This window comes from Lysobacter sp. 22409 (assembly GCF_052045105.1).
GTDB lineage: Bacteria > Pseudomonadota > Gammaproteobacteria > Xanthomonadales > Xanthomonadaceae > Lysobacter > Lysobacter antibioticus_B.
This window is the reverse complement of the sequence record NZ_JBQEOE010000002.1, coordinates 179,384-203,985: the sequence shown is the minus strand read 5'-3', so window position 1 is coordinate 203,985 and position 24,602 is coordinate 179,384. Positions and strand designations below refer to the sequence as shown.

At 68.5% G+C, this 24,602-nt stretch carries 19 protein-coding genes and 2 pseudogenes; 12 read left to right on the top strand and 9 right to left on the bottom strand.

All coding sequences use genetic code 11. The annotated features are described in order from the left end of the window. Positions 1-393 precede the first annotated feature (393 nt). On the top strand, positions 394-684 hold the full coding sequence (locus ACTJJK_RS01955; protein WP_031373181.1) for a DUF6916 family protein: 291 nt from the start codon (positions 394-396) through the stop codon (positions 682-684). Between the two features lie 116 nt (positions 685-800). Here the strand turns inward: ACTJJK_RS01955 and ACTJJK_RS01950 are convergent, their stop codons facing one another. From ACTJJK_RS01950 to ACTJJK_RS01935, 4 genes are all read right to left on the bottom strand, one after another. Continuing rightward, positions 801-1,352: a GNAT family N-acetyltransferase gene (locus tag ACTJJK_RS01950; RefSeq protein ID WP_031373182.1), complete on the bottom strand. Its 552-nt coding sequence runs from the start codon at positions 1,350-1,352 to the stop codon at positions 801-803. Between the two features lie 53 nt (positions 1,353-1,405). Next, positions 1,406-1,936 carry a phage tail protein gene (locus tag ACTJJK_RS01945; protein WP_031373183.1) on the bottom strand — a complete coding sequence of 177 codons (531 nt, stop codon included), beginning with the start codon at positions 1,934-1,936 and terminating at the stop codon, positions 1,406-1,408. 31 nt (positions 1,937-1,967) lie between these two features. Next, positions 1,968-2,498, bottom strand: a complete 531-nt coding sequence (locus ACTJJK_RS01940; RefSeq protein WP_031373184.1) for a phage tail protein — start codon at positions 2,496-2,498, stop codon at positions 1,968-1,970. A 63-nt stretch (positions 2,499-2,561) separates the two neighbouring features. Further along, entirely contained in the window at positions 2,562-3,092 is a 531-nt protein-coding gene (locus tag ACTJJK_RS01935) for a phage tail protein (protein ID WP_031373185.1), read from the bottom strand. 317 nt (positions 3,093-3,409) lie between these two features. On the opposite strand from ACTJJK_RS01935, the pseudogene ACTJJK_RS01930 reads away from it, so the two are divergent. The 4 genes and pseudogenes from ACTJJK_RS01930 to ACTJJK_RS01915 form a co-directional block, all read left to right on the top strand. Continuing rightward, positions 3,410-4,045, top strand: a pseudogene (locus ACTJJK_RS01930) (Ig domain-containing protein); the annotation flags it as partial. A 21-nt stretch (positions 4,046-4,066) separates the two neighbouring features. Further along, positions 4,067-5,419, top strand: a pseudogene (locus ACTJJK_RS01925) (putative Ig domain-containing protein); the annotation flags it as partial. Positions 5,420-5,725: 306 nt separating this feature from the next. After that, a complete protein-coding gene (locus ACTJJK_RS01920) occupies positions 5,726-10,081 on the top strand; it encodes a putative Ig domain-containing protein (RefSeq protein ID WP_440729340.1) in 4,356 nt (1,451 codons plus the stop codon). Between the two features lie 351 nt (positions 10,082-10,432). Continuing rightward, positions 10,433-11,083 (top strand): HD domain-containing protein, encoded by a 651-nt coding sequence (locus ACTJJK_RS01915; RefSeq protein WP_440729339.1) that lies wholly within the window; start codon positions 10,433-10,435, stop codon positions 11,081-11,083. A 136-nt stretch (positions 11,084-11,219) separates the two neighbouring features. Here the strand turns inward: ACTJJK_RS01915 and ACTJJK_RS01910 are convergent, their stop codons facing one another. Next, a complete protein-coding gene (locus ACTJJK_RS01910) occupies positions 11,220-11,531 on the bottom strand; it encodes an HPF/RaiA family ribosome-associated protein (protein WP_440729317.1) in 312 nt (103 codons plus the stop codon). 207 nt (positions 11,532-11,738) lie between these two features. Between ACTJJK_RS01910 and ACTJJK_RS01905 the strand changes: the two genes are divergently transcribed. From ACTJJK_RS01905 to ACTJJK_RS01890, 4 genes are all read left to right on the top strand, one after another. Further along, positions 11,739-12,479 carry a sulfurtransferase gene (locus ACTJJK_RS01905; RefSeq protein ID WP_440729316.1) on the top strand — a complete coding sequence of 247 codons (741 nt, stop codon included), beginning with the start codon at positions 11,739-11,741 and terminating at the stop codon, positions 12,477-12,479. 184 nt (positions 12,480-12,663) lie between these two features. After that, positions 12,664-13,293, top strand: a complete 630-nt coding sequence (locus ACTJJK_RS01900; protein ID WP_440729315.1) for a hypothetical protein — start codon at positions 12,664-12,666, stop codon at positions 13,291-13,293. 84 nt (positions 13,294-13,377) lie between these two features. Continuing rightward, positions 13,378-13,740 (top strand): hypothetical protein, encoded by a 363-nt coding sequence (locus ACTJJK_RS01895; RefSeq protein ID WP_440729314.1) that lies wholly within the window; start codon positions 13,378-13,380, stop codon positions 13,738-13,740. A 30-nt stretch (positions 13,741-13,770) separates the two neighbouring features. Next, positions 13,771-14,199 (top strand): hypothetical protein, encoded by a 429-nt coding sequence (locus tag ACTJJK_RS01890; protein WP_440729313.1) that lies wholly within the window; start codon positions 13,771-13,773, stop codon positions 14,197-14,199. Between the two features lie 71 nt (positions 14,200-14,270). On the opposite strand, the gene ACTJJK_RS01885 is transcribed toward ACTJJK_RS01890, so the two are convergent. Then, positions 14,271-15,554 (bottom strand): TIGR03862 family flavoprotein, encoded by a 1,284-nt coding sequence (locus tag ACTJJK_RS01885; RefSeq protein ID WP_440729312.1) that lies wholly within the window; start codon positions 15,552-15,554, stop codon positions 14,271-14,273. A gap of 140 nt (positions 15,555-15,694) precedes the next feature. Here ACTJJK_RS01885 and ACTJJK_RS01880 point away from each other — a divergent pair, with 140 nt between their 5' ends. Next, a complete protein-coding gene (locus ACTJJK_RS01880; protein ID WP_440729311.1) occupies positions 15,695-17,413 on the top strand; it encodes a serine hydrolase in 1,719 nt (572 codons plus the stop codon). 337 nt (positions 17,414-17,750) lie between these two features. Here ACTJJK_RS01880 and ACTJJK_RS01875 read toward each other — a convergent pair whose 3' ends face one another. Then, the gene (locus ACTJJK_RS01875; protein WP_440729310.1) at positions 17,751-18,683 is read right to left on the bottom strand and encodes an alpha/beta hydrolase; all 933 of its coding nucleotides are present in this window, start codon (positions 18,681-18,683) and stop codon (positions 17,751-17,753) included. A gap of 347 nt (positions 18,684-19,030) precedes the next feature. Between ACTJJK_RS01875 and ACTJJK_RS01870 the strand changes: the two genes are divergently transcribed. After that, positions 19,031-19,594, top strand: coding sequence for a cold shock domain-containing protein (locus ACTJJK_RS01870; RefSeq protein WP_440729309.1), 564 nt, complete (start codon positions 19,031-19,033; stop codon positions 19,592-19,594). A gap of 506 nt (positions 19,595-20,100) precedes the next feature. Beyond that, positions 20,101-21,414 carry a PQQ-dependent sugar dehydrogenase gene (locus tag ACTJJK_RS01865; RefSeq protein ID WP_440729308.1) on the top strand — a complete coding sequence of 438 codons (1,314 nt, stop codon included), beginning with the start codon at positions 20,101-20,103 and terminating at the stop codon, positions 21,412-21,414. Between the two features lie 25 nt (positions 21,415-21,439). Here the strand turns inward: ACTJJK_RS01865 and ACTJJK_RS01860 are convergent, their stop codons facing one another. Both ACTJJK_RS01860 and pbpC read right to left on the bottom strand, forming a co-directional pair. Further along, positions 21,440-22,105, bottom strand: coding sequence for a hypothetical protein (locus tag ACTJJK_RS01860; RefSeq protein WP_440729307.1), 666 nt, complete (start codon positions 22,103-22,105; stop codon positions 21,440-21,442). Between the two features lie 109 nt (positions 22,106-22,214). Beyond that, positions 22,215-24,593, bottom strand: coding sequence for a penicillin-binding protein 1C (gene pbpC, locus ACTJJK_RS01855; RefSeq protein ID WP_051885238.1), 2,379 nt, complete (start codon positions 24,591-24,593; stop codon positions 22,215-22,217). Between the last annotated feature and the right edge of the window lie 9 nt (positions 24,594-24,602).

The window sequence follows — 24,602 nt, the reverse complement described above, 5'->3', positions numbered from 1 at the left end:
CGGCCGGCACGGACCGCACTGTTTGGAATCTTTCATCTCCGTCAGTGATGAAAGCAGGGACGGGCAGGGATTGCCCGCGCTGTCGGCGGCTCCGGCCGTCGTCCGCCGCGAACTGGGATCGCGGCGGCGCGTCCGGAGCCGGCGGCGGTGGTCATCGGTTGCTCCTGGCCCGGCCTCGCCGGCCAGGGGGAACGATGTCCCGCTTGCCGCCTTGCCGGCCGATCTCTCGGCTGCGCGTTTGCCGGCGTGCTTCGGCTGCGAGCCGGGCGCCGCGGACGCCGGAAGGTGACTGCGGCTCGCATGCAGCCGCGAATCCGTCGCAAAACCGACGACAGGACTTGCATCGGACGCCGGACACGACGACGATGCGGCCTCGGCTTGGGGAGGCCTGCGATGGAACTATTGACGCTGGAACACTTCGCTGCGCATGTGAACGAGACCTACTCGGCGCAGCTCAACGACAACGAAGTGCCGTTCGTGCTGGTCGAGGCGCGGGCGCTGAGCACGCGTCCGCAGCAAGGCGAACGTGCGCCGTTCTCGCTGCTGTTCCGCAACGGCTCGGCCTTCCTGTTTCCGCAGCAGATCTATGTGATGCGCCACGACTCCATCGGCGAAGTCGGCATCTTTCTGGTGCCGGTCGCGCGCGAGCGCGAAGGCTTTTTGTACCAGGCGATCTTCAACTGAGGCTATCGCAGCGGGGCCGGGTTTCGGCCGGTTCGCGCGCCGCGGTTCGTTCCAGAGTTTCGACGAGTCCGCGCCGCGTGCCGTGCGGCCGGTTAGCGGTTCTGTGATGGGCCGCTTCAGCCCTGAGGCGGCGTCCAACGCATCATGATGTGGGTCGGCAGGGCTTCGACGACGCGGAAGCCGAGGCGGTCGTACAGCCGTTGCGCCGCGGTATTGGCGGACTCGACGTGCAGGCGCATGCCGCGCCCGAGCGCGGCGGCTTCCTGTTGCGCCATCGCGATCAGCGCACCGCCGAGGCCTTGTCCGCAAGTCGCCGGCGCCAGACTGATGTCGACCAACAAGTGCTCGCGCGCCTCGCGTAACAGATACAAGCGTCCGACCGGGCGGCCGGCCTGTTCGACGATCAGGAACTCGGCTTCGCCGTAGTGGCGCAGGTAGTGCACGTGCTGGAGCATGAACTGCTGGTCGAGAAAGGCGTGCAGGGCCGATTGCGGCCAGCCCAACTCGGCGAACTCCGGCGCCCGCAGATCGCGATACAGCAATCGCAGCCAATCGATGTCCCCGCCGCGCGCCGCGCGCAGGCCGATCCCGCGCCCGGCCAGCGACGCGGGTAGGGGCCCCATGCCGCTGCGTTCCTGCGGGAACGACAGCGGCGCGGCGGAGTGCATGACGTTCAAGCGATTTGCACGGGATTCAAGCGATTTTCCTGAGGTTTAACCGATCAGGGGAACGACGGGAAGATGCCTTGCAGGGCGATGCAGAAGTTCATCGCCAGGTAGGGCTGCCGGTTCTCGTGCGGCTGGCCGCCGCCGGTGGGGCCGATCATGGTCGGCGGGAACGGCGAATCGGTGCTGCCCGCGGCGGTAAAGGCCGCAGCCAACGGAGTGCCCAGCGCGTTGCCGTTGGCCGGCGCCGACTGTCGCTTGCTCGCGTCGTTCTGGCCGTAGATTTGCGCTGCGTGGGTATGCGCTGGCATCTCCTGGGTGGTCAGGGTGACGCTGTTGGAGCCGAAGTTCTCGCCGATCTGGTGCGGGGTGAGTCCCGGTCCCTGGCCTTGGTTGCAGCCGGTGCGGTTGACGAAGTTCGGCAGTTGGAAGGTGGTGGTGCCGTTGCCGCCGTACTGGGTGCCCAGCAATGAGAACAACGCGGTGTTCTGCTGGATCGCCAGGGTCGCGCCGTTGCAGAACGCCCAACCGCGCGGAGCGAAGTTGAAGCCGAAGATCTGGATCTGGCCGATGAAAGGTTCGGTCATGGTGATGTCCTCTTGAATGCGATCGGCGAGATCACTGCTGCTGCGGGAAGATCCCGGCCCAGGCGATGCAGTACTGCACCGTCAAGGTCGGCATCTGGTTGGCGTGCGGCTGGGTGTTGCCGGCCGGCGTTACTGCGCTGGCGGCCTGCGGGATCGGCGGCAGGCCGGTGATGTCGGTCAGGTACATGGTGTCGCCGGACAAGGCGCCGGGCTGCACGTTCACGGCCGGCTTGTTCGAGGTGGCCAGCGAAGTGGTCGCGAACATGGTGTGAGTGTGCGCGGGCATCTGGTTGCCGATCAGGGTGACGCTTTCGGTGCCGCTGGCCTGGCCGATGACGTAGTTGCTCAGGCCCGTGCCTGTGCCGGTGTGGACCGGTGCGCGGCCGCGCAGGTCGGGCAGCGCGAAGGTGCTCTGGCCGTCGCCGCCGTAGGTCGTGCCGATCAGGGTGAACAAGACCTCGTACTCGGAGATCGGTTGCAGGCTGCCGTCGCAGGCAAACCAACCGTTAGGGGTGCGGCCGAAGCCGAATAGACGGATTTCTCCGACGAAGGGTTCGCTCATGATGTGTACTCCGGAACGGAATGCGATGAAAGGCGCCGAAAGGCGCCGGCTTGACCGGCCGCGTCAGTTGCGCGATGGGTAAATGCCGCTCAGAGCAATGCAGAAGTTGATCGCCAGGTAGGGCTGCAGATTGGTATGCGGTTGCGTGCCGCCGGCCGGGCCGAGCACGGCTGGCGACAAGGCCACCTGCGGGCCGCCGACGTCGGCGTACAGCGGGATCGTGCAGTTGCCGTACAAACCAGCGCGTGGGTTACGCGTGTCGGCATTGGTGCTGGTGCCGACCAGGCCGTGGTTGTGCGCCGGCAACTGCGTCGTCAGCAGGGTGACGTTCTCGACGCCGCCGGTTTCGCCCAACTGATAGGCGGTCGGGTTCCAGCCGCCGTCGACGGACTGGCCGAACCCGACCGGCGTGCGGCTGCGCAGGTCCGGCAACTGGAAGGTGGTCTGGCCGTTGCCGCCGTAGGTCGTGCCCAGCAGCGAGAACAAGGCCTGGTTCTGTGCGATCGGCAATGTTTGGCCGGCGCAGAACGCGAAACCCTTCGGGGCGAAATTGAACCCCACCGTGATGATCTGTCCCAGGAATACTTCTGTCATCTCTTCCCCCAGAGGATGTCGTCCGGACCCCGTGCGAGCCCGGACTGCGTACCGGAGACCCCGCTCGCACGGCCCGCCCGCGCACGGCGGAGGGGGCCGATCCGAGCGGATCCGGCATGGCGCCGGAGCGCCATGACTTTCCTTAACGCAATGCCGCGGCGAAAGCGGCCGGTTCCGCCGCCGATTTGCGTACTAGATCAAGGATAGGGGTGCGCCGAGGCAGTTCGGCGCGTGGGACCAGACCAGGTCGAACAGGCGGAACGTCGAGGGCGGCAGCGGAGGAACCGCGCCCCATCGGCGTCAGGGGATCGGAAATCATGCATCTGCACAGGGCACGTCGCGCGGGCATCTCGAATGTCGGGCGTCAGGGAAGCTACCTGCAACTGGGGCTGGGCCTGCTCCTGCTGTGCCTGGTGGGGCTGTGGTCCACGATGGCGGTCGCCGCGCCGTCGCCGCATTGCGGGCCGTTCAACATCTCCGTGGCTCATGGCGGCTCGCACACCATCGATGCCAGCGCCTGCGACGGCCCGGACAACTTGGGCATCGGCACCGTCGAGACCCTCCCAACGAACGGCACGGCGACGGTCAATCAGCTCGCTCAGACGGTGACCTACGTTCATAACGGCAATACGGCGACCAGCGACACCTTCGTATTCGACGACGGCCTCAACAACGACGTCACCGTCAACGTCACCATCGGCGCGCCGACCTCGCCGATCATCGTCAGCCCGGCCTCGATCTCGCCGGTGCTGGGCGTGCCCTTCAGCCAGGCGCTGAGCGCGACCGGCGGCGTCGCGCCCTACAGCTTCGTGCATACCAGCGGCACCTTGCCGACCGGCCTGACCTTCTCGGGCGGCGCGTTCGGCGGCACCCCGACCCAGCGCGGCAGCTTCGCGGTCAACATCACCGTGACCGATTCGAGCACGCCGACGCCGCTGACCACGGTCAAGTCGTATGCGATCGTCATTCCGATCGTGGCGCCGGTAATTTCGCCGACGACCCTGCCGGCGATGGCGGTCGGCATTCCGTACAACACGAGTTTGAGCAGCACCGGCGGCGTTGCGCCGTACATCTATTCGGTGCAGGCCGCACCTAACCTGCTGCCGCCGGGCTTGAGCCTGAGCAGCGGCGGCGTGATCAGCGGCACCCCGACCACCACCGGCACCTACACCTTCCGCATCCTGTCCGAGGACAGCAGCGGTTCGCAGGACGGCTCGGACAATATCGGCAACCGGCTTTACACTGTCACCGTCACGGCGGCGCCGGTCATCGTGGTCGACCCGGCCACGATTCCGGGCGCGACCGTCGGTGCCGCCTACAGCCAGACCTTCACCGCCAGCGGCGGCACTTCGCCGTACACCTTCGCGATCTCGGCGGGCGCCTTGCCGGCCGGCCTGACGCTGGCGAGCGGCGGCGGCCTGACCGGCACGCCGACTGCGGCGGGCACCTTCAACTTCACCGTGCGCGCGACCGATGCCAATACTTTCACCGGCACTCGCGCCTACACCCTGACCGTTGCCGCGCCGACGACCTCGATCGCACCGACGACCCTGCCCAACGGCACCGTCGCGGCGGCCTACAGCCAGTCCATCACTGCCAGCGGCGGCATCGCGCCGTACACCTACGCGATCACCGCCGGCGCCTTGCCGGCCGGCCTGAGCCTGGCCAGCAACGGCACGCTCAGCGGCACGCCGACCGCGGGCGGCAGTTTCAACTTCACCGTCACCGCGACCGGCAGCAGCACCGGCACCGGTGCCCCGCATACCGGTTCGCGCGCCTACACCTTGGTCATCGCTCCGCCGACGATCGCCCTGCCGGCGACGACTTTGGCCAACGGCACGGTCGCGGTGGCCTACAACGCCACTCTTAATCCCGCCAGCGGCGGCACCGCGCCGTACACCTATGCGGTGACCGCCGGCGCGCTGCCGCCCGGCATCAGCCTGAGCAGCGCCGGCGTGTTGTCGGGTACGCCCACTGCGGCTGGCACCTTCAACTTCGCCGTGACCGCGACCGACAGCAGCACCGGCACCGGCGCGTACAGTTCGGCACCGCGTGGCTACTCGCTGCAGATCATCAACATCCCGCCGGTCGCCAATCCGGTCTCGGCCACCGTTGCCTACGACAGCGGCGCCAACCCGATCACTTTGAACATCACCGGTGGCGTGCCGACCTCGGTGGCCATCGGTACGGCGCCGCTGCACGGCACCGCGATCGCCAGCGGCACCACGATCACCTACCAGCCGACCGCGGGTTATGCCGGGCCGGACAGCTTCACCTACACCGCGAGCAACGGCGCCGGTACCTCGGCACCGGCGACGGTCACCATCACGGTGAGTCCGCCGACGATCACCGTGGCCGCTTCCGGTCCGTTCTCCGCGCAGGTTGGCGTCGCCTACAGTCAGACCTTCACCTGGTCCGGCGGCACCCAGCCGTTCAGCGGTTACAACGTGACCGGCCTGCCGGCCGGCCTGAGCATCACCGGCACCACCGCCAACAGCGTGACCGTCAGTGGCACGGCGACTGTGGCCGGTACTTTCCCGCTCAACGCCAGCGCGACCGACAGCAGCACCGGCGACGGTCCGTTTACCGTCGGCCAGGCCTTCTCCCTGTCGGTGAGTGCACCGACCCTGAGCATGACCCCGGCCGCCGGCACGCTGAGCGCGACCTACGGCAATGCCTATAGCCAGACCTTCGTCGCCAGCGGCGGCACCCCGACCTACGCGTACAGCGTTTCGGCGGGCGCCTTGCCCGCAGGTTTGAGCCTGGACGGCGGCACCGGCGTGTTGTCGGGAACGCCGACCGTGACCGGTTTGTTCACCTTCTCGGTCCGCGCCGTCGACAGTTCCACCGGTGCCGGCGCGCCGTTCGCGCGCACTCAGAACTACGTGTTGCAGGTCGCTGCGCCGACCATCGTGATCGCGCCGGCGACGTTGCCGGGCGCACAGACCGGCGTGAGCTACAACGAAGCGCTGAGCGCGAGCGGCGGCATCGGTCCGTACACCTTCGCGGTGACCGCCGGTGCCTTGCCGGCCGGCATCAGCCTGAGTTCGAGCGGCACGATCGCCGGCACGCCGACCGCAGGCGGTAGCTTCAACTTCACGGCCACCGCGACCGACGCCAACGGCCAGACCGGTTCGCGCGCCTACGCGCTGACCGTCGCGGCGGCGACCATCAGCGTTGCGCCGACGACGCTGCCGGCGGGCGGTGTGGCCCAGGTCTACAGCCAGACCCTGACCGCGTCCGGCGGCACGCCCGGCTACAGCTTCGCGATCACCGCGGGCGCCTTGCCGGCCGGCCTCAGCCTGGCCAGCAACGGCACGCTCAGCGGCACGCCGACCGCGGGCGGCAGTTTCAACTTCACTGTCACCGCGACCGACAGCAGCAGCGGCAGCGGTCCGTACACTGGCTCGCGTGCCTACACCTTGAGCATCGGCGCCTCGACCGTGGTGTTGCCGCCGACCTCGTTCGCCGGCCCGACCGTCGGATCGCCCTATAGCGCCAACATCAATGGGGCCACCGGCGGCACTTCGCCCTACAGCTATGCCGTGGCTTCCGGCGCGCTGCCGCCCGGCATGAGCTTCAGCAGCGCCGGCGTGATCAGCGGCACGCCGACGGCACCGGGCACGTTCAACTTCAGCGCGACCGCGACCGACAGCAGCACCGGTACCGGTCCTTACACGTCGACGCCGCAGAGCTATTCGCTGACGGTCGCCGACATCGCGCCGGTCGCCAATCCGGTTTCGGCCACGGTGGCCTACGGCAGCGGCGCCAATCCGATCACCCTCAACATCACCGGCGGCATCCCGGCTTCGGTCGCGATCGCGGCGGCGCCGGCGCATGGCACGGCCATCGCCAGCGGCACTACGATCACCTACCAGCCGACTGCGGGGTATGCGGGCAGCGACAGCTTCACCTACACCGCGACCAATGTCGCCGGCACTTCGGCGCCGGCCACGGTCACCATCACGGTGAGCAACCCGACGATCACGGTGACCGCGGGCGGCCCGCTGACCGCGCAAGTCGGCGCCGCCTATACCCAGACCTTCACCTGGGCCGGCGGCACCTCGCCGTACAGCGGCTACAACGTCGCCGGTCTGCCGGCGGGCCTGAGCATCACCGGTACCACCGCCGACAGCGTCACCGTCAGCGGCACGCCGACCGCGGCGGGCAGCTTCAGCCTCAACGCCAGCGCGACCGACAGCAGCACCGGCAACGGTCCGTTCACCCAGGGCCAGGTGTTCACCTTGACGGTCGGCGCGCCGACTCTGGCGATGACCCCGGCTGCGGGCAACCTGCCGATGAACTACGGCGTCGCCACCACCATCAACTTCGCCGCGAGCGGCGGCTCGGCGCCCTACAGCTTCAGCCTCGTCGCCGGCTCGCTGCCGGTCGGCGTGAGCTTCAGTTCGGCCGGCGTGCTCAGCGGCACGCCGACAGTGCCGGGCAATTACAACGTCGCCGTCCGCGTGCAGGACAGCAGCACCGGCACCGGTGCGCCGTTCGCCCTGCAGCAGAACTACACCATCGTGGTCGCCACCCCGAGCATCGTCCTGGATCCGCCGACCTTGCCCAATGGCACCGCCGGCACCGCCTACAACACGACCATCACCGCCACCGGCGGCGTCGCACCGTACAGCTTCTCGCTGCTCAGCGGCGCCTTGCCGATCGGCATGAGCTTCTCCTCGGGCGGCACGCTGTCCGGCGTGCCGCGTTCGGACGGCAATTTCAGCGTGACTGTGCAGGGCACCGACAGCAACGGCCAGACCGGCTCGCGCGTGTACACCTTCACCATCGATCCGGCCACCGTGGTGATCTCGCCGGCGACCTTGCCGGGCGGCACCGTCGGCGTGGCCTACAACCAGAGCCTGAGCAGCAGCGGCGGCATCGCGCCGTATACCTACGCGATCGTCTCGGGCAACCTGCCGGTCGGCCTGTCCTTCAGTTCCGCCGGCGTGTACAGCGGCACCCCGACCACGGCCGGTAGCTACACCGCCAACATCCGTTCCACCGACGACGCCGGTTACAACACCACGGTGCCGCTGACGATCGTGATCGTCGACGCGGTGCCGGTCGCGGTCGACGACAGCGCCACTACGATGTCGAACCAGGCGGTGACGATCCCGGTCACGGCCAACGACACCGGCATCATCGCCAGCGTCGCGGTCGCCTCGGCGCCGAGCCACGGCACTGCAGTGGTCAGCGGCCTGGATGTGGTCTACACGCCGAGCAGCAACTACTTCGGTAGCGACAGCTTCACCTACACCGCCAGCGGCCCCGGCGGCACCTCGGCGCCGGCCACGGTGACGATCACCGTCAACGCGTTGCCGGTGCCGCAAGGCCACCCGCAAACGGCGACGATCCTGTCGACGCAGACCGCGACCATCGACGCGGCCGCCGGCGCCACCGGCAGCCCGTTCACCGGCGTGACCCTGCTGAGCCCGCCGTCGTCGGGTACGGCCGTGGTTACCGGCACCCAGATCGTCTACACCCCGGCGGCCAACACCGTCGGTCCGATCGCCCTGGTGTATACGCTCAACAACGCCTTCGGCCCGTCCGCGCCGATCACCTCGACGATCACCGTCAATGCGGTGCCGGTCGCGCAATCGCGTCGCGTCCGCACCATCGCGGGCGCCGCGGTCACGGTCGACCTTACCGCGGGCGCCACCGGCGGTCCGTTCACCGCGGCCACCCTAGTGTCGTTGACCCCGGCGTCGTCCGGCAGCGCCGCCATCAGCGGTTCCGGCGGCGTGTACACCTTGCGCTATACGCCGGTGATCGGCTTCTCCGGCGTCGCGGTGGCGAGCTTCACCCTCAACAACGCCCATGCGACCTCGGCGGTGGCGACCATCGAAATCGAAGTCGCGCCGCGCAGCGATCCGTCGAAGGACGCCGAAGTGCTCGGCGTGCTCAACGCCCAGGCTTCGGCCACGCGCCGTTTCGCCAACTCGCAGATCGGCAACTTCCAGCAGCGCATGCAGGGCATGCACGAGGGCGGCAGCGACGGCGCACGCTTCGACAATGGCCTGAGCTTCTCGATCGACCCGCGTTGCCGCGACGAAGCGCGGCGTACGCCGGGCAGCGATTGCCGCCAGCCCACGCTGGGCGACGAGCAGGCCGCGATCGAGCCCAAGCCGCCGGTCGAAGGCAGCGGTACCCGCTACGGCATCTGGACCGGCGGTTCGATCAACACCGGCAACCGCGACGGACGCGGCGGCGGCTCGGCCGGCTTCGACTTCGAGACCAGCGGCATCAGCGCCGGCGCCGACTACCGCCTGCGCGACGATTTCGCCCTCGGCGGCGGCATCGGCTACGGCCGCGACGACACCGACGTCGGTCAGCGCGGCAGCCGCAGCAAGGCCAAGAGCTACAGCGCGGTGTTGTACGCCAGCTACCACCCGGGCGAGAGCTTCTATCTCGACGGCCTGCTCGGCTATCAGTGGCTGTCGTTCGATACCCGCCGCTATGTCACCGACACCGGCGGCATGGTCCGCGGCGACCGCGACGGCACCCAGTGGTTCGCCTCGGTCTCGGCCGGCATGGACTACCAGCGCGACCGTCTGCACGTCTCGCCGTACGCCCGCCTCGACGTCGCTCGCGCCCGCCTGGACGGCTACACCGAACAGGGCGACGCGTCGTACTCGTTGACCTATCAGGGCATGGACGTCGATACCACCACGACCAGCCTCGGCGTGCGTCTGGACTACCGTTATCCGGTGCGCCTGGGCACGTTCTCGCCGATGGTCCTGCTGGAGTACCAGCACGACTTCCAGGACGAGAGCTTCGCGACGATGAGCTATGCCGACATGGTCGGTGGTCCGTTCTTCCGCGCCCGCCTCGAAGGCCTGGACCGCAACCGCTTCGTGTTCGGCATCGGCGCGGTCTTGCAGACCGAGCGCGACCTGGTTCTGCGCTTCGAGTATCGCGGCCTGTTCGGCAGCGGCAACGACGACGACAACAGCTTCATGATCAACATCGAGAAGAAGTACTGATCGCCCCTGGCGCGGCTCCGGCCGCGCCAGACGGGCAGGGCCCGAAACACCCGGTTTTGCCGGGTGTTTCTTTTCAAGGGCTCTGCAAGCGAACCGCCGGCGAAGACCGGCATCCAGGACCTCCCACCCGTCGTTCCCGCGCAGGGGGTACGAAACCTCCCACCCGTCATCCCCGCAAAGGCCGAATACGGGACTACCCGGCCGTCATCCCCGCGAAGGCGGGGATCCAGGGCTTCATCCCGACAGAACCCGAAGTCTCGGCAACCCCGCCACCGGCGAGCCGCCATGCCGCGTCCACGGCAACATGCCAAGATGCCGCCATCGCCCCTGCGTAACCTTGCCGCGATGCCGATGTCGTTCGCCGAATCCAGACCCAGCCTGCCCGAGACGCTGCTCGCGGCACTGCCGCTGCAGCTTCCGCCCGAGCAACGCGCTGCGCTCGAAGCCGCGTATGCGACGCCGGCGCGCGCCTATCACAACATCGGCCATGTCGCCGAAGTGCTGCGCCATTACCTCGACGTCGCCGCCGGCCCGGGCTGGCGGCAGCCGCGCGAGGTCGCGTTGGCGGTGCTGTATCACGATGCGATCTACGAGGCAGGGCGGCGCGACAACGAGGCGCGTTCGGCCGTGCTCGCACGCGAACACATCGCGCGTTGGTGGGCGGAGGCCGGCATCGACGCCGACCGCGTCGCCGAACTGATCGATCTGACCGCGCGCCACGGCGCCATCGCCCGCGACCAGGTGGATGAGGAGACGCGCCTGTTTCTCGACGGCGACATGGCCATCCTCGGCGCCGAACCGGCGGTGTTCGACGCCTACGATCGCGGCATCGCCTCGGAATACCGCGGCCATGTGCCGGGGCCCTTGTTCCGGCTGAATCGCCGCCGTTTTCTCAAGGGGCTGCTCAAGCGCGAGCGGATCTTCCTCAGCGATTACTACCACGCCCGTTACGACGCGGCGGCCCGCAACAACCTGCGCCGGGCGATCACCACCAAACGCTGAGCGGGCAGGGCAGGGATGCCGCTGCACCCGCGCGCCTGGTTCTCCTCGAAAAACTAAGGGCCGCCGCATCGCTGCGGCAGCCCTCGTGTTCGAGCGCCGGCGGTCCTCGCCGCCGGACGGGTTGGTTTCGTTTATGTCAGCTGGACAACCGGCCCAGCGAGTTGTCGAGCACGCGTTGCAGCTTGCGCGCCGCGCCGCTGATCGCTCCGCGCATGGTGTCGGCGTCTTCGGTCGCGGCCACCGGCGGGCGGCCCTCCAGACGCGCTTCCATGGTGCAATGTTTGTCGCCGCCGCCGGCCTTGGCGCCGTTGACGTCGCGCAGGTGGACTTCGACCCGGGTGACCTGGTCGCGGAACCGCGACAGGCTGTGGTCGACCACGCCTTCGACGTGCTGGGCAAGCGACTGATCGCCGCGGAGATGGTGGTCGGTGTTGAGCTGTACCTTCATGCAAACGCCTCCTGATGGAGCAGTTGAGAGGGCAACGCCGCCGCCCTTGCGGCGGCGTTTCACGCGGTCCGGGCCTGCTTGGCCGTCTTGTCTGGGCCGCGCAATTGATGGGACCGCGGTTTCCGCGGAAGGTTCGCGGCTCGGTTCAGGTCCGGCCCAGGGGCCGCATGTCAGGCTCGCGGAGGCGCCGCGCGGTAGAATGGCGGCATGATCGTCAATATCGCCGCCTACCATTTCGCCGTTATCGACGACCCGCCGCAGCTAGCCACCTGGGTCCGTGAACAGGCCGAAGCCGGCGAGCTGCGCGGCACCGTGCTGGTTGCGGGCGAGGGCATCAACCTGTTCCTGGCCGGCGCCGCTGCGCCGATCGAGGCGCTGCTCGACGGCCTGCGCGCCGACCCGCGCTTTGCCGGTCTGGTCGTCAAGTACAGCCACAGCCGCAGCCAGCCGTTCGCCCGGCTCAAGGTCAAGCTGAAGAAGGAAATCATCGCCTTCCGCCGCGATAAGTCCTCGCCCTTGCACGAGCGCGCACCAACCGTGACGCCGGACACGCTTGCGCGTTGGCTCGATCGCGGTCACGACGACGACGGCCGCCGGGTCGTATTGCTGGACACGCGCAACCGTGAAGAAGTCGATTACGGCAGCTTCGCCGACGCGCTGACCTTGCCGATCGACAATTTCACCGAACTGCCCGAGGCCTTGGCGCCGCACCGCGAGGCCTTGGCCGATGCGACCGTGGTCAGCTTCTGCACCGGCGGTATCCGCTGCGAAAAGGCCGCTTTGTGGCTGCGCGCCGACGGCATGGATAATCTGCTCCAGCTCGACGGCGGCATCCTCGGTTACTTCGAGCAGGTCGGCGGCCGTCATTACCAGGGCCGCTGTTTCGTGTTCGATGAACGCGTGGCGCTCGATCCGGCGCTGCAGCCCCTGCACGATGCGGCTGCCTGAGCGCAGCCCACGGCCCGCGCGGCCTTACGAACTATTAACGGCCAACGGTTAGGCTGCGCGTTCGCGCCGCGCCGGCACTTCGTGCGGGCTTCCCCCAGCGACGCGACACGGGCTTGCGTCGGCATTGCCGACGCATCCGCGACCTGCAGCAACCGAATCCAGGATTTTGCACAGAGGACCCCTGATGAACCGACGTCTGTTCCCCGCTTTGTCGACGCTCGCGCTCGCCGTCGTGGCGCTCGCCGCATGCGATCAAAGCGCGCCGGTCAACACTGCCGCCCCGCAGGAAACCACCGCGGCCCTGCCGCAGGCGCCGCAGGCGGTGCCCGACCCGAACGCCGAACCGGTCTCGCGCGCGGCCCCGCCGATGCTGCCGCCGGTCGCCCTGGGCACGTTCGAGCCCGGCAACCCGGTCGCCCAGGCGACCACCGGCAAACTCACCATCGACGATCTCGAACTCAAGGGCGAGAACGGTTCGCTGTACAAGACCGAACGCGTCGCGCTGGTGCGCGGCGGCGACCAATACACCGCCGGCGAAACCTACGGCGCGATCATGCAGGTCGAAGCCAGCCAGCCGATCGAGCTGCGCCGTGTGATCGAGCAGGTGCCGCCGAAGGAAACCCCGGGCAACGCGTTCTGCGGCACCACCCCGACCGGTTTCATCGCGCTGGCCAAAGTCACCGAAAGCACCGGCGAGGTGGTCAAGCTGATCGCGCTGCAGGGCAGCAACGTACCGGCCGCGACCGCAGAAGGCGTGGGCCTGTGCGCCTCGATGTTCTACATGGGCAAGGCGAGCGAGAAGCCGGCGGCCTGAGCACCGGCGCGGCCGCGCCGGTGGTTTGCGCACGCGGATGGGCAATCACCGACAGGAGAGGCCTGACGGCCTTGGGAGATAACGATGGACCGTTGTCATGCGCTCGCGGCAGCGCTGGTTGTTGCCGGTCTGCTCCAGGCCGGTCCCGTACCGGCAACCGAAAGCGTGCCGGAGAAGGACGTCGTCGTTACCAAGTCCAGCTTCAAAGGTATCTGGCCGCTGCCCTACGAGAGGGCGACGCTGACCTGCCGCCCCAGAGGGTATGCGAATACGATGACCACGCCTGAGGGGAAGTTCGCCCTCAACGAGGCGGCCAAGGCGGAAGGATTTCCGGAGTTGAACACCTTGCACCTGAAGGGCCGGCAGGCATCCGACAGCAAGAGCGGTTTGGACAAGCTCGCCAAGGCGGCGGACGAGTTCTGCACGAGGAGCTGGTCGCGTTCTTGAGGGCGCGCCAGGCCGACAAGGGAGTGCTCGATGCCGGACTCGGCCGACAAACAGGCGCTGTTGATCGGGTTGAAGCAGCACCTGGCAGCGGAAATACGCCGCATCCAGGCCAGGCTCGAAATCCAGGACAACTCGCAGGACAGAATTCATTTATCCGATTGCACGGATAACCTGCGTTCGCTCGAGCGTGCGCAGACCCCGGAGTCGTCGATTCTGGTGATCGAAATCGAAGAGAGCGAGTTCTATCTGGATCGGCTGAGCGACACCCGGAACTACCTCGATCTGGTGGCCAAGGTGCCTTATTCGCTGTCGGGAACAGCGCTGATCGAAGGCCGCGAGTACCGATTGTCGAAGCACTCGCAGTGGCACGAGGGCGTAGGCCCGGGTACGGAATTCAACGGCGCTTCGAGACGCGACGAGCGCTGGACGAGCCGCTTGGTCGTCAGGTCGAAGCTCTGACAGGTCGCGGCGTCTCTCGATCGTCGAAGCCGTAGCGGATCACCCGACGCGCGCAAGGCGCCTCGCGCGGCTCATTCGTCCGCGGCACCCAGCAGGTGCTGCGCGGCCGCGCGCCCCGCGATCAGACCGCTCGCGAAGCAGGCGGTTAGCAGGTAGCCGCCGGTCGGGGCTTCCCAATCGAGCATTTCGCCGGCGCAGAAGATCGCCGGCTTCGATGCTTCCAGGCTGGAATCGCCCTCGGTCGGCGCAAGCAGGTGCAGTTGCGAATCCAAGGCTTCCAGCCGCACGCCGCCGGCGCTGCTGATCACTTCGGCGATCGGGCGCGCGCGCAGCAGACGCAGCGGCAGGCGCTTGATCGTCTGCGCGACGACGGCCGGGTCGTTCAGGCCATCCTTGCCCAATACCTCGAACATCAGCGCGGCCTTGACCCCATCTAGGCCAGTCTGGCGCCGCAGATGCTCGCCGACGCTGCGGCCGCGGCGCGGCTGGGCGAAATCGCGTTGCAGGCGATCGAGTTCGCGACCGGGCGCCAGGTCCAGGCGCAACACCGTTTCGCCGTGCGCGGCGATGCGGTCGCGCAGGCCCGCCGACAAGGCATAGATCAGGCTGCCTTCGATGCCGGTCGCGGTGATCACGCATTCGCCCTGCAAGCTGTGTTCGCCGGCTTCGTCGTGCCAATGCGCGATCACCGGCTTGAGCGGTGCGCCGGCATGGCGGCTGGCGAAATGTGGGCTCCAGCCGATGTCGAAGCCGCAGTTCGAGGGTTGCAGCGGGGCGACGTCGATGCCGCGTTCGCTCAGCCACGGCGCCCAGGCGCCGTCGGAACCGAGTTCGGGCCAACTACCGCCGCCGAGCGCCAGCACCGTCGCCGCGGCTTGCACCCGCGACTCGCCCTCGGGCGTGGCGAAACGCAGGGCGCCGTCCTCGCTCCAGCCGGTCCAGCGGTGATGGACGTGGAAGCGCACGCCGTCCTCGCGCAACCTGCGCACCCAGCCGCGCAGCAGCGGCGCGGCCTTGCGGTCCATCGGGAACACTCGCCCGGAGGTGCCGACATAGGTGTCCACGCCGAAGCCGCGCGCCCATTCGCGCAAGGCTTCGCCGTCGAATTGATCGAGCCAGCGGCCGACCGCCTCGCTGCGCGCGCCGTAGCGGCGGTCGAAGGCCGGACGCGGTTCGCCGTGGGTGAGGTTGAGCCCGCCCTTGCCGGCGATCAGGAACTTGCGCCCGACCGAGCCCATGGCGTCGAACAGGTCCACCTCGACGCCCAACGCGCGCGCGGTCTGCGCGGCCATCAGGCCGGCAGGGCCGCCGCCGATCACGACCAGGCCGGGCAGGGTGCTTGCGTTGACGGACATGGGCGGTAAGGCACGGCGGCGCGGTAGCGGCCGGCCATTATGCCGCCGCGGCGTGCGGGCCGCGCCCACGCACGACTTCCGACCTCTGGCGCCCGCCGCGACGATCGCCGAGAGTGGGCGTTTTTCCGGGAAGGACAACGATGCGAGCCAACGACTGGAAGGCGCACGGCGCCGGTCTGCTGTTGTGCGTGAGCGCCGCCGGTGCGGCCGCGCAGGCGCCCGAAGCGGCAGCCGCGGCCGCGGCGCCGGCGCTGCCCGAGCAGTTGCAGGATTTCGACGCCTACGTCGAAGCGGTGCGCAAGCAGTTCGAGGTGCCCGGCATCGCGGTGGCGATCGTCAAGGACGGCCAGGTCGTGCTCGAACGCGGCTACGGTCTGCGCGAGATCGGCAAGCCCGAGCCGGTCGACGCCCACACCCTGTTCGCCATCGCCTCCAATACCAAGGCCTTCACCGCCGCCGCGCTGTCGATGCTCGCCGACGAAGGCAAGCTCAGCCTCGACGACCGGGTGATCGACCGCTTGCCCTGGTTCCGCATGGCCGACCCCTACGTGACCCGCGAGATGCGCCTGCGCGATCTGCTCGCCCACCGCAGCGGCCTGGGCCTCGGCGCCGGCGACCTGCTGTATTGGCCGGGCACCGACTACAGCAACGAGGAAGTCGCCCGCCGTCTTGCCGAAGTGCCTCTTAGCGGCGGCTTCCGCGGCCAGTACGCCTACGACAACATCCTCTACGGCGTCGCCCAACTGGTGATCGAGAAGGTCAGCGGCCAGAGCTATCGCGACTTCCTCGCCCAGCGCATCTTCGCCCCGCTCGGCATGGACGAGACGCGCTACAACAGCGACGCCCTGCGCAGCGGCGACGCGGTCGCCAGCGGCCATTCCAAGGCCGATTTCAAGGATCTGCAGACCGCGCCGCGCATGACCTGGGCCAATGTCGCCGGCGCCGGAGGCCTGTACTCGAGCGTGCACGACATGAGCAAGTGGATGCGCGTGCAGCTCGACGGCGGGGTCTACGGGCGCGACGGCGACCAGGAGCGTCGCTTGTTCAGCGCCAAGCGCCAGCAGGCGATGTGGTCGGTGGTCACGCCGATGCCGATCGCCGAACCCTCTGTGCCGGAACTGGCGCCGGCGAAGCCGAATTTCGCCGGTTACGGCGAAGGCTGGCAGTTGACCGATTACCGCGGGCGCAAGTTGGTCTGGCATACCGGCGGCTGGCCCGGCATGGTCTCGCGGGTGACCCTGGTGCCGGAGCAAAAACTCGGCGTGGTGGTGCTGACCAACGCCGAACTCGGCGGCGCCTTCCAGGCGGTGACCATGCGCGCGCTCGACGCCTACCTGGGCGCGGCCAAGACCGACTGGAACGCGGCCTATGCCGCGGCCCTGGCCAAGAGCCGCAGCAAGGCCGACGACGACTGGAGCAAGCACGTCGCCGCGCGCGATGCGAACTCGAAGCCGTCGCTGCCGTTGCAGGCCTATGCCGGCACCTATCGCGACCCGTGGTACGGCGACGTCTTCGTCGAAGCGGCCGGCAACGGCCAATGGCGGCTGCGTTTCGGCCGCAGCAAGGATCTGGTCGGCGAACTCAGCCACTGGCAGCACGACACCTTCATCGTCCGCTGGAACCAGCGCTGGCTCAACGCCGACGCCTTCGTCAACTTCGCCCTGACCCCCGACGGCAAGGTGCGCGAAGTGCGGATGGAGGCGATCTCGCCGCTGACCGACTTCAGCTTCGACTTCCAGGACCTGCGCCTGGCACCGGTGGCCGCCGCGGAAAAGGACACGGCTCCGCCTGCCCCTGCGCCTGCGGCGAAGGGCGCCCCGGTCAAGGCCGGCCCGGCCGCGGGCAAGCGCGAGGGTTGAGCGAAGCGAGGACGTCATCGGAGCCACGGACGCCGCACGCAGCCGTCATGGCCTACCAAGCCTGTGCGACGCTCCAGGTAAAGCGGGAGTGGGTCGCGATCCGACGACCGGCAGTGTTTTCCTGGCCGGGCGAGGTAGGGGGGCGGCGATCCTGTCTCGTTGTTAGCTAGGACTGGGTACCCGGTCGTCCCCGCCTGCATGTCTCCAGGATGCCGGCGGCAGCTTGTGGCGCATAGGGACCGTGCCCATTGCGTCACTTAAGGCCCTGCATCGCTGTGTCCCGCGATGCAGGGCCTTCTTCATTGCGCGGCCGGATTGCGCAGGGCCGGCGCCGTCCTCAGGCGAACGCGGCGCGCAAGGCCGCCGCGGCTTGCTCCAGGGCCGCATCGGCGTCGTCGTTCTTGCCTTGCTGCAACAGGAAGCCGTGGATCTGCCCGTCCCAGCGCTGCAGGCGCGTGGGCACGCCGGCCTCGGACAGCGCCTGCGCATAGGCCTCGGCCTCGTCGCGCAGCACGTCGTACTCGGCGCTGAATACGGTCGCGTCGGCGAGACCGCGCAGATCCTGCGAACGCAGTGGCGAGGCACGCGGATCGGCCGGGTCGGCATCGGCAAGGTACTGGCGCCAGTACCAATGCATCATCGGCGCGCTGAGGAAATAGCCTTCGGCGAACTCGCGATAGGACGGCCGGTCGCAAGCGGCGTCGAGCACCGGATACAACAACAACTGATGGCGCAAACGCAGCCCGTCGCGCGAGGCACGCTGCGCGAGCGCGGCGGCGAAATTGCCGCCGGAGCTGTCGCCGGCGACGGCGATGCGTTCGTCGTCGCCGCCGATCGCGGCCGCCTGACCATACGCCCACAGCAAGGCGGCATGAGCGTCGTCGAGCCCGGCCGGAAACGGCGCCTCGGGAGCGAGGCGGTAGTCGACCGAGATCACCAGGGTGCGCGCCAACGCGGCCAAGGTGCGGCACAGGCCGTCGGTGGTGTCGGGGCTGCCGAGGACGAAGCCGCCGCCGTGCAGGTATAAGGTCATCGGCCATCGCGGCGGATCGGACGCCACACGCTCAGGGCGGTACAGACGTACCGGGATGGAGCCGCCGGGGCCCGCGATCGCATGCTCCTCGATCCGTACGTCGGCGCGCGGCGGCGCGGACGGTGCGGGCAAGACGAAATCGGCGCGCAGTCGGGCGGCCTCGAGGCGCTCGAAGTCGAGTGCCGGGCCATCGGCATAGGCATCGATCATGGCGCGGGCTTGCGGGTGCAGAGGCATGGCGGTTCCGAAACGGGGAAGGTCCGCGCAAGCTACGCGCGCCGCAATCGGCGATAAACGCTGCAGCAATCCGGACATATCGGAACGAGGCGCCGTAATCGCGGGGCGGGCTTGGGGCGCTGCCGCCGCGGCTGTCTGTGTGACCACGGCGTTTGTCCCGAGGCGGGGCGAACCGCTCGGTGGGGGGGCCCTCATGCCGTAAGCGATGCAGGAGGCACGTCGGCGGACGGGTCGGCAGGCAATGGAGTTCGCCGCCGTGAGCTCTGCGCAACGACCACGGACGAGAGGCCTTGATCCGGACGCTGAGGGGCCGGATGCTTCGCTCAGGCATCGGCCCAGGGACCGGCATGCGAACTCACGGCACCTTGATCAAATGGAACGATGAGCGGGGGTTCGGATTCATCGCCCCGGCCCAGGGCGGCGACGAGCTGTTCGTGCATATCTCCGAGTTCAACCGCCGCGGCGTCAGGCCTGCACTCAACGAATTGGTTTCCTTCGAGGTTCGTACTAAGAGCGACGGCAAGCGCGAGGCCGTCCGGGTCATGCGGGCAGGCGAGGGCAGGCGGACGGCATCGGCGCGACGTCGCGATTCGGGCGCTCCTGCGCGAAGCGGGATCGGTATCGTGGCCCTGGCGATCGCGGCCATCGTCGCGGTCGGCGGATACGTCTACAGCCGCTCGTCGCCGCATCTGGATGGGATCGAGTCCGCACGCCCGGCGGCATCGGCATCGCCGGCCGCGTCGGTACGGTCGTCGACGCAGTCGTCGCCGGGGTTCGTTTGCGATGGCCGTCAGCATTGTTCGCAGATGAGTTCGTGCGCCGAGGCCGAGTATTTTCTTCGCCATTGTCCGGATACGAAAATGGACGGCGATAGCGACGGAGAACCTTGCGAGCAACAGTGTCCGCGCTAGCGATGGATGCGCAGATGCATACGAGCATCGGAGCATCGGTGCGGGCTTTGCCGCGCAGCCGCGGCCATTCTTAGCTCGTCATCCCCGCGCAGGCGGGGATCCAGAGACTTCAGAGTCATGCCGCGATAAAGTCCCGGATCCCCGCCTGGGCGGGGATGACGGCGGCAGCTTGTGGCGCAAGGGACCGTGCCGGTTGCGTCACTTAAGGCCCTGCATCACCGCGTCTTGCGATGCAGGGCCTTCTTCATTGGGCTTCCGGCATGACCCTCATTCGCCCTTCGGGCACCTTCTCCCGCAAGCGGGAACAACCCTCATCCGCCCTTCGGGCACCTTCTCCCGCAAGCGGGAGAAGGAAACAACCCTCTGTCGCGGAAAGAGTCGAATCCTGAAACTGCGGGAGAGGGGTTGGGGTGAGGGCGGCCAGCCGCGGAGCGATCGGGTTCTCATTGCCTTGATCACGGTCGAGGCATGCTCCAGCCGATGTCAGGCGACTACAGGAGAACGACATGGCCTCAGCATCGAAAGTCGTTGCGCCGATACTGTCGATATTGATCCTGACCGCTTGCGGCGAGACCGCGACCCTGCAGGTGGCCGACGGCACCGGCCAGCGGCCGACCTTGCCGGTACCGAACAAGACCCTGCTGCCGACCGTCAACATCGCGCCGGCGGTGGGTTGGCCGTCCGGGGGCAAGCCGGTCCCGGCCACGGGTCTGGCGGTGACGGCGTTCGCCGACAGCCTGGATCATCCGCGCTGGCTGCATGTGCTGCCGAACGGCGATGTCTTGGTCGCCGAAAGCAATGCGCCGGCATCGGACAAGAAGGCTTCGGGCATCAAGGCCTGGATCGCGGGCCGGATGATGAAGCGCGCCGGCGCGGCGGTGCCCAGCGCCGACCGCATCAGCCTGTTGCGCGATGCCGACGGCGACGGCGTCGCCGATTTCCGCAGTGTGTTCCTGCAAGGCCTGCATTCGCCGTTCGGCATGGCCCTGGTCGGCAACGATTTCTACGTCGCCAATGCCGATGCGGTGCTGCGTTTCCCGTATCGCGAAGGCGAGACCTCGATCGCTCAGGCGGGGGTCGAGATCACCGACCTGCCGGCCGGCATCAATCACCACTGGACCAAGAATCTCATCGCCAGCGCCGACGGCAGCAAGCTCTACGTCACCGTCGGTTCCAACAGCAACGTCGGCGAGAACGGCATGGCCATGGAGGAGGGCCGCGCCGCGATCTGGGAACTCGACCGCGCCAGCGGCAAGAAACGTTTGTTCGCGACCGGCCTGCGCAATCCCAACGGCCTGGCTTGGGAGCCCACGACGGGCGCGTTATGGACGGCAGTCAACGAACGCGACGAGATCGGCAGCGACCTCGTGCCGGACTACATCACCTCGGTGCGCGACGGCGGTTTCTACGGCTGGCCCTACAGCTATTACGGCCAGCACGTCGACGTGAGGGTGAAACCGCAGAAACCCGAACTGGTCGCTAAAGCGTTGGTGCCGGATTACGCGCTCGGGCCGCATACGGCCTCGCTCGGCATCGCTTTCTCGCAGGGCACGAGTCTGCCGGCGCAGTTCGCGAACGGTCTGTTCGTCGGCCAGCACGGCTCCTGGAACCGCAAGCCCAAGAGTGGCTACAAGGTGATCTACGTCGCTTTCGACAACGGCCAGCCGGACGGTCAGCCGGTCGATGTATTGACCGGCTTCCTCGACGCGGCAGAAAACGCGCAAGGCCGGCCGGTCGACGTGCGCCTGGACAAGCACGGCGCCTTGTTGGTCACCGACGACGTGGGCAACGTCGTCTGGCGCGTCACCGCGGCGAGGTGATACGCAGCCGGAGCGGCTGTATGCCTCAGTCGCAACCGTCGCGGCGGCCGTCGAACAGCACTTTTTCGGGCATTTTGCGGGTGTGCGGATGCGTGCCGCCGATGCTCAGCTTGAGATGCTCGGGCGAGACCTCCACGCGCAGGAATGTCCTGTCGTGGTGGTAGAAGATGACGCTGGTCCGCTCGGGCGCGCCGATGGGAGGAGGGGACAGGCCCGCCATGCGCCAGTACTCCATCTGGGTCTTCGGCAGATGCACCAGACCGGATCGCGCTGGGCGGATGGCCTTGAGGGTCTTGAGTGGCGCCGGTTGGGTGTCGGTTGGCGCCGGCGCATCGCCGCTCGGCGTATTCGGGCCGAGCACCGCGCCCTGGCCGCTGCGCGCGAACTGCAGGCGCAGGCGGCGGTCGGGGTCGTCGCCGTCGGCGCGCTGTAATGCGCCGACCAGCCAATCCTTGCGCTCGGGCTCGGGCAGCAGGCGTAGGAACAAGGTGGCGGGGCCATCGGGTTCGACGCGTTGGATCCAGCAGCCGCGGACCTTGTCGATGTCGTCGGGATACTCGCTTGGCGCGGGCGATGCATGAGCGCTCGCGGCTACGAGTCCGCCGGCGCTAAGAGCGAACGCGGCGACAGCGCGAGCGACGAGCCGGCGCGACGGGATGGCGAAATGCGGACGGAAGCGATGGCGCGGCATGGAGGTTTCCTGCGCGATGGACGCGCTCACCATAAGCGCCGCCGGCACTTTTCCAAAGCCTTCGCGGCGGCCGGGCGAGGCGGGGTTCAGCGTCGCCGCAAGGACCGCCTCATTGCACCACCGCGACTTCGACCTCGCGTTCGTCGCTGCGGCCGTGATCGTCGACCACCGACAAGCGGAAATGCCCGGTGCGGTCCGGCGTCCAGGCCAGGGCGGTGCCGGGTTCGGCGCTGCCGAGGAAGGTGTTGCCGACGAACCAGTACAGTCGGGTGACGTCGGCATCCACCGTTGCGGCCAGGTTCAAGGCGACCTGCTCGGGATGCGACAGCCGCATCGTGTAGCGGGTGGCGCGATAGGGCGAGGTGATGCTCGGCGGCGAGCCCAGCCAGTCTTGCGAGCCGGCGCAGTCGTGCCCCGGCGGCGGGCGCCGGCGCGGAATACCGGCCTGCACGAACACCCGCGCCAGGTCGGACGGCCAGAACTCGAACACCTCGTTGCGCATGCTGCGCGGATCGAACGGCCCGCAGGCCGGGCGGCCGCTGGCGATGTCGATGGCGATGGCGCGGTGCACGGTGCTGATCCGGATCGGCGATTTGCCGGGGATGAACCAGGTCATGCCGCGCTGCGGGCACCAGGCGTTCGGCAGGTCGCCGCTGGCGCGGCAGATTTCCACGCGCTTGAGGTTCAAGGGCCATTGCCGCACCGGCTCGCCCAGATCGACCCGCGCCGCCTGCAGACCGTCGACGATGTCGAAGAACAGCGGCGCCGCGGCCTCGACGCCGACCAGGGCCGGATTGCTGGAGCCGTCGAAATTGCCGAGCCAGACCACCAGCACGTAGGGGCCGACCAGGCCGGCGCTCCAGGCGTCGCGGAAGGCCCACGAGGTGCCGGTCTTCCACGCCACCGGCAAGGGCCGCGAGGCCGATTGCGAGCCGGCGTCGGGGCGCGGATTCTGGCGCAGCATGTCGCGGGTGACGAAGGCGGCCTCGGCGCTGAGCAGGCGCGCGCCTTCTTCCTGCGGATCGCTGTCGCGCCAGCGCAGCGCGCGCAGGCGGCCGTCGTTGCCGAGCATCGCGTACATGCGCGCGAGCTCTTCCATCGTCACCTCGCCGCCGCCGAGCACCAGGGCGAGGCCGTAGTGGTTCTGGCTGGCGAGATCGCGCACGCCGGCGCGGCGCAGGAAGTCGTAGAAACTCGGCTGCTTGAGTTGGGCGGCGACGCCGACCGCGGGGATGTTGCGGCTGCGCACCAGCGCTTCGGTGGCGGTGACGGGCCCCATGAAACGGCCGTCGAAATTCTCCGGCGTGTACGGGCCGAACGCACTCGGCACGTCGCGCAATACGCTGGCCGGATGCAGCACGCCCTGATCGAGGGCGAGCGCGTAGATGAAGGGTTTGAGGGTGGAGCCGGGCGAGCGCTTGGCATCGGCGCCGTTGACCTGGCCCTGGATGCCGGCGTCGAAGTAATCCGCCGAGCCGACCAGGGCGCGCACGCCCATGTCGCGGGTGTCGATCAGGATCGCACTGGCGTTGCGCAGGCCGCGGCTGCGTTCGCGTTGCAGATGATTGCGCACGCGTTCTTCGAGCAGGCGTTGCAGGCGGGCGTCGAGCGTGGTCTTGAGCTCGGGGCCGTCGTGCGGGTGCCAGGCGCGTTCGGCGAGCACGCGGTCGACCAGGTGCGGGGCGCGGAACGGCAGCTCGCGCGCGCTGTGCAGGCGCAACGGCAATTTCAGCAGCGCGTCTTCGGCGGCGTCCTCGGGATGGCGTTCGCGCCAACGCGCGTACAGGCGTGCGCGCGCCGCTTCCAGGCCGCTGCCGATGTAGAAGGCGTCGTCGTCGCGGGCGGTCAGTCGGCCGCGCCGCGACGGCGCCTGCGGCAACACCGCCAGGGCCAGCGCTTCGGGCAGGGTCAGGCGATCGGAGGGTTTGCGGTAATAGATCAGGCTCGCCGCGCCGACACCTTCGATGTTGCCGCCGTACGGGGCGAGGTTGAGATAGGCCTCGAGGATCTCGTCTTTCGAGTAACACAGCTCCAACTGCAAGGCGCGCGCGATCTGCACCAGCTTGCCGCGCACGTCGCGGGTCTGCAGACGCCAGCGCAGCCGCGCGAGCTGCATGGTCAGGGTCGAGCCGCCGATGCGCGCCTCGCCGCTGGCGTAGGTCGACCAGGCCCCGCGCACCAGGCTGACCGGGTTCACGCCGGCATGCCAGCGGAACCAGGCGTCTTCCTGCAGCATCACCGCCTCGACCAGCGACGGCGAGATCTCCGACAACGGCACCCATAGCCGGTAACGCTGGTCGCTGGCGAGGGTCAGCCGTAACAGCCGACCCTCGCGATCGCGGACCACCGTCGACAGCGGCACCGATTCCGACAGCGAGGGGCGCGGCGAATAGCGCACCGCGACCAGCACCGTAACGGCGACGGTGAGGCTCAGCAGTGCAATCCACCACTGCCGTCGGATGCTTCCTGTGTCGCCTCGTAGTCGCATGTATCCCGT

Coding starts and splice junctions, on each gene's coding strand:
- ACTJJK_RS01955 (WP_031373181.1), top strand. CDS start 394: ATGGAACTATTGACGCTGGAACACTTCGCTGCGCATGTGAACGAGACC.
- ACTJJK_RS01950 (WP_031373182.1), bottom strand. CDS start 1,352: ATGCACTCCGCCGCGCCGCTGTCGTTCCCGCAGGAACGCAGCGGCATG.
- ACTJJK_RS01945 (WP_031373183.1), bottom strand. CDS start 1,936: ATGACCGAACCTTTCATCGGCCAGATCCAGATCTTCGGCTTCAACTTC.
- ACTJJK_RS01940 (WP_031373184.1), bottom strand. CDS start 2,498: ATGAGCGAACCCTTCGTCGGAGAAATCCGTCTATTCGGCTTCGGCCGC.
- ACTJJK_RS01935 (WP_031373185.1), bottom strand. CDS start 3,092: ATGACAGAAGTATTCCTGGGACAGATCATCACGGTGGGGTTCAATTTC.
- ACTJJK_RS01920 (WP_440729340.1), top strand. CDS start 5,726: ATGACCCCGGCCGCCGGCACGCTGAGCGCGACCTACGGCAATGCCTAT.
- ACTJJK_RS01915 (WP_440729339.1), top strand. CDS start 10,433: ATGTCGTTCGCCGAATCCAGACCCAGCCTGCCCGAGACGCTGCTCGCG.
- ACTJJK_RS01910 (WP_440729317.1), bottom strand. CDS start 11,531: ATGAAGGTACAGCTCAACACCGACCACCATCTCCGCGGCGATCAGTCG.
- ACTJJK_RS01905 (WP_440729316.1), top strand. CDS start 11,739: ATGATCGTCAATATCGCCGCCTACCATTTCGCCGTTATCGACGACCCG.
- ACTJJK_RS01900 (WP_440729315.1), top strand. CDS start 12,664: ATGAACCGACGTCTGTTCCCCGCTTTGTCGACGCTCGCGCTCGCCGTC.
- ACTJJK_RS01895 (WP_440729314.1), top strand. CDS start 13,378: ATGGACCGTTGTCATGCGCTCGCGGCAGCGCTGGTTGTTGCCGGTCTG.
- ACTJJK_RS01890 (WP_440729313.1), top strand. CDS start 13,771: ATGCCGGACTCGGCCGACAAACAGGCGCTGTTGATCGGGTTGAAGCAG.
- ACTJJK_RS01885 (WP_440729312.1), bottom strand. CDS start 15,554: ATGTCCGTCAACGCAAGCACCCTGCCCGGCCTGGTCGTGATCGGCGGC.
- ACTJJK_RS01880 (WP_440729311.1), top strand. CDS start 15,695: ATGCGAGCCAACGACTGGAAGGCGCACGGCGCCGGTCTGCTGTTGTGC.
- ACTJJK_RS01875 (WP_440729310.1), bottom strand. CDS start 18,683: ATGCCTCTGCACCCGCAAGCCCGCGCCATGATCGATGCCTATGCCGAT.
- ACTJJK_RS01870 (WP_440729309.1), top strand. CDS start 19,031: ATGCGAACTCACGGCACCTTGATCAAATGGAACGATGAGCGGGGGTTC.
- ACTJJK_RS01865 (WP_440729308.1), top strand. CDS start 20,101: ATGGCCTCAGCATCGAAAGTCGTTGCGCCGATACTGTCGATATTGATC.
- ACTJJK_RS01860 (WP_440729307.1), bottom strand. CDS start 22,105: ATGCCGCGCCATCGCTTCCGTCCGCATTTCGCCATCCCGTCGCGCCGG.
- pbpC (WP_051885238.1), bottom strand. CDS start 24,593: ATGCGACTACGAGGCGACACAGGAAGCATCCGACGGCAGTGGTGGATT.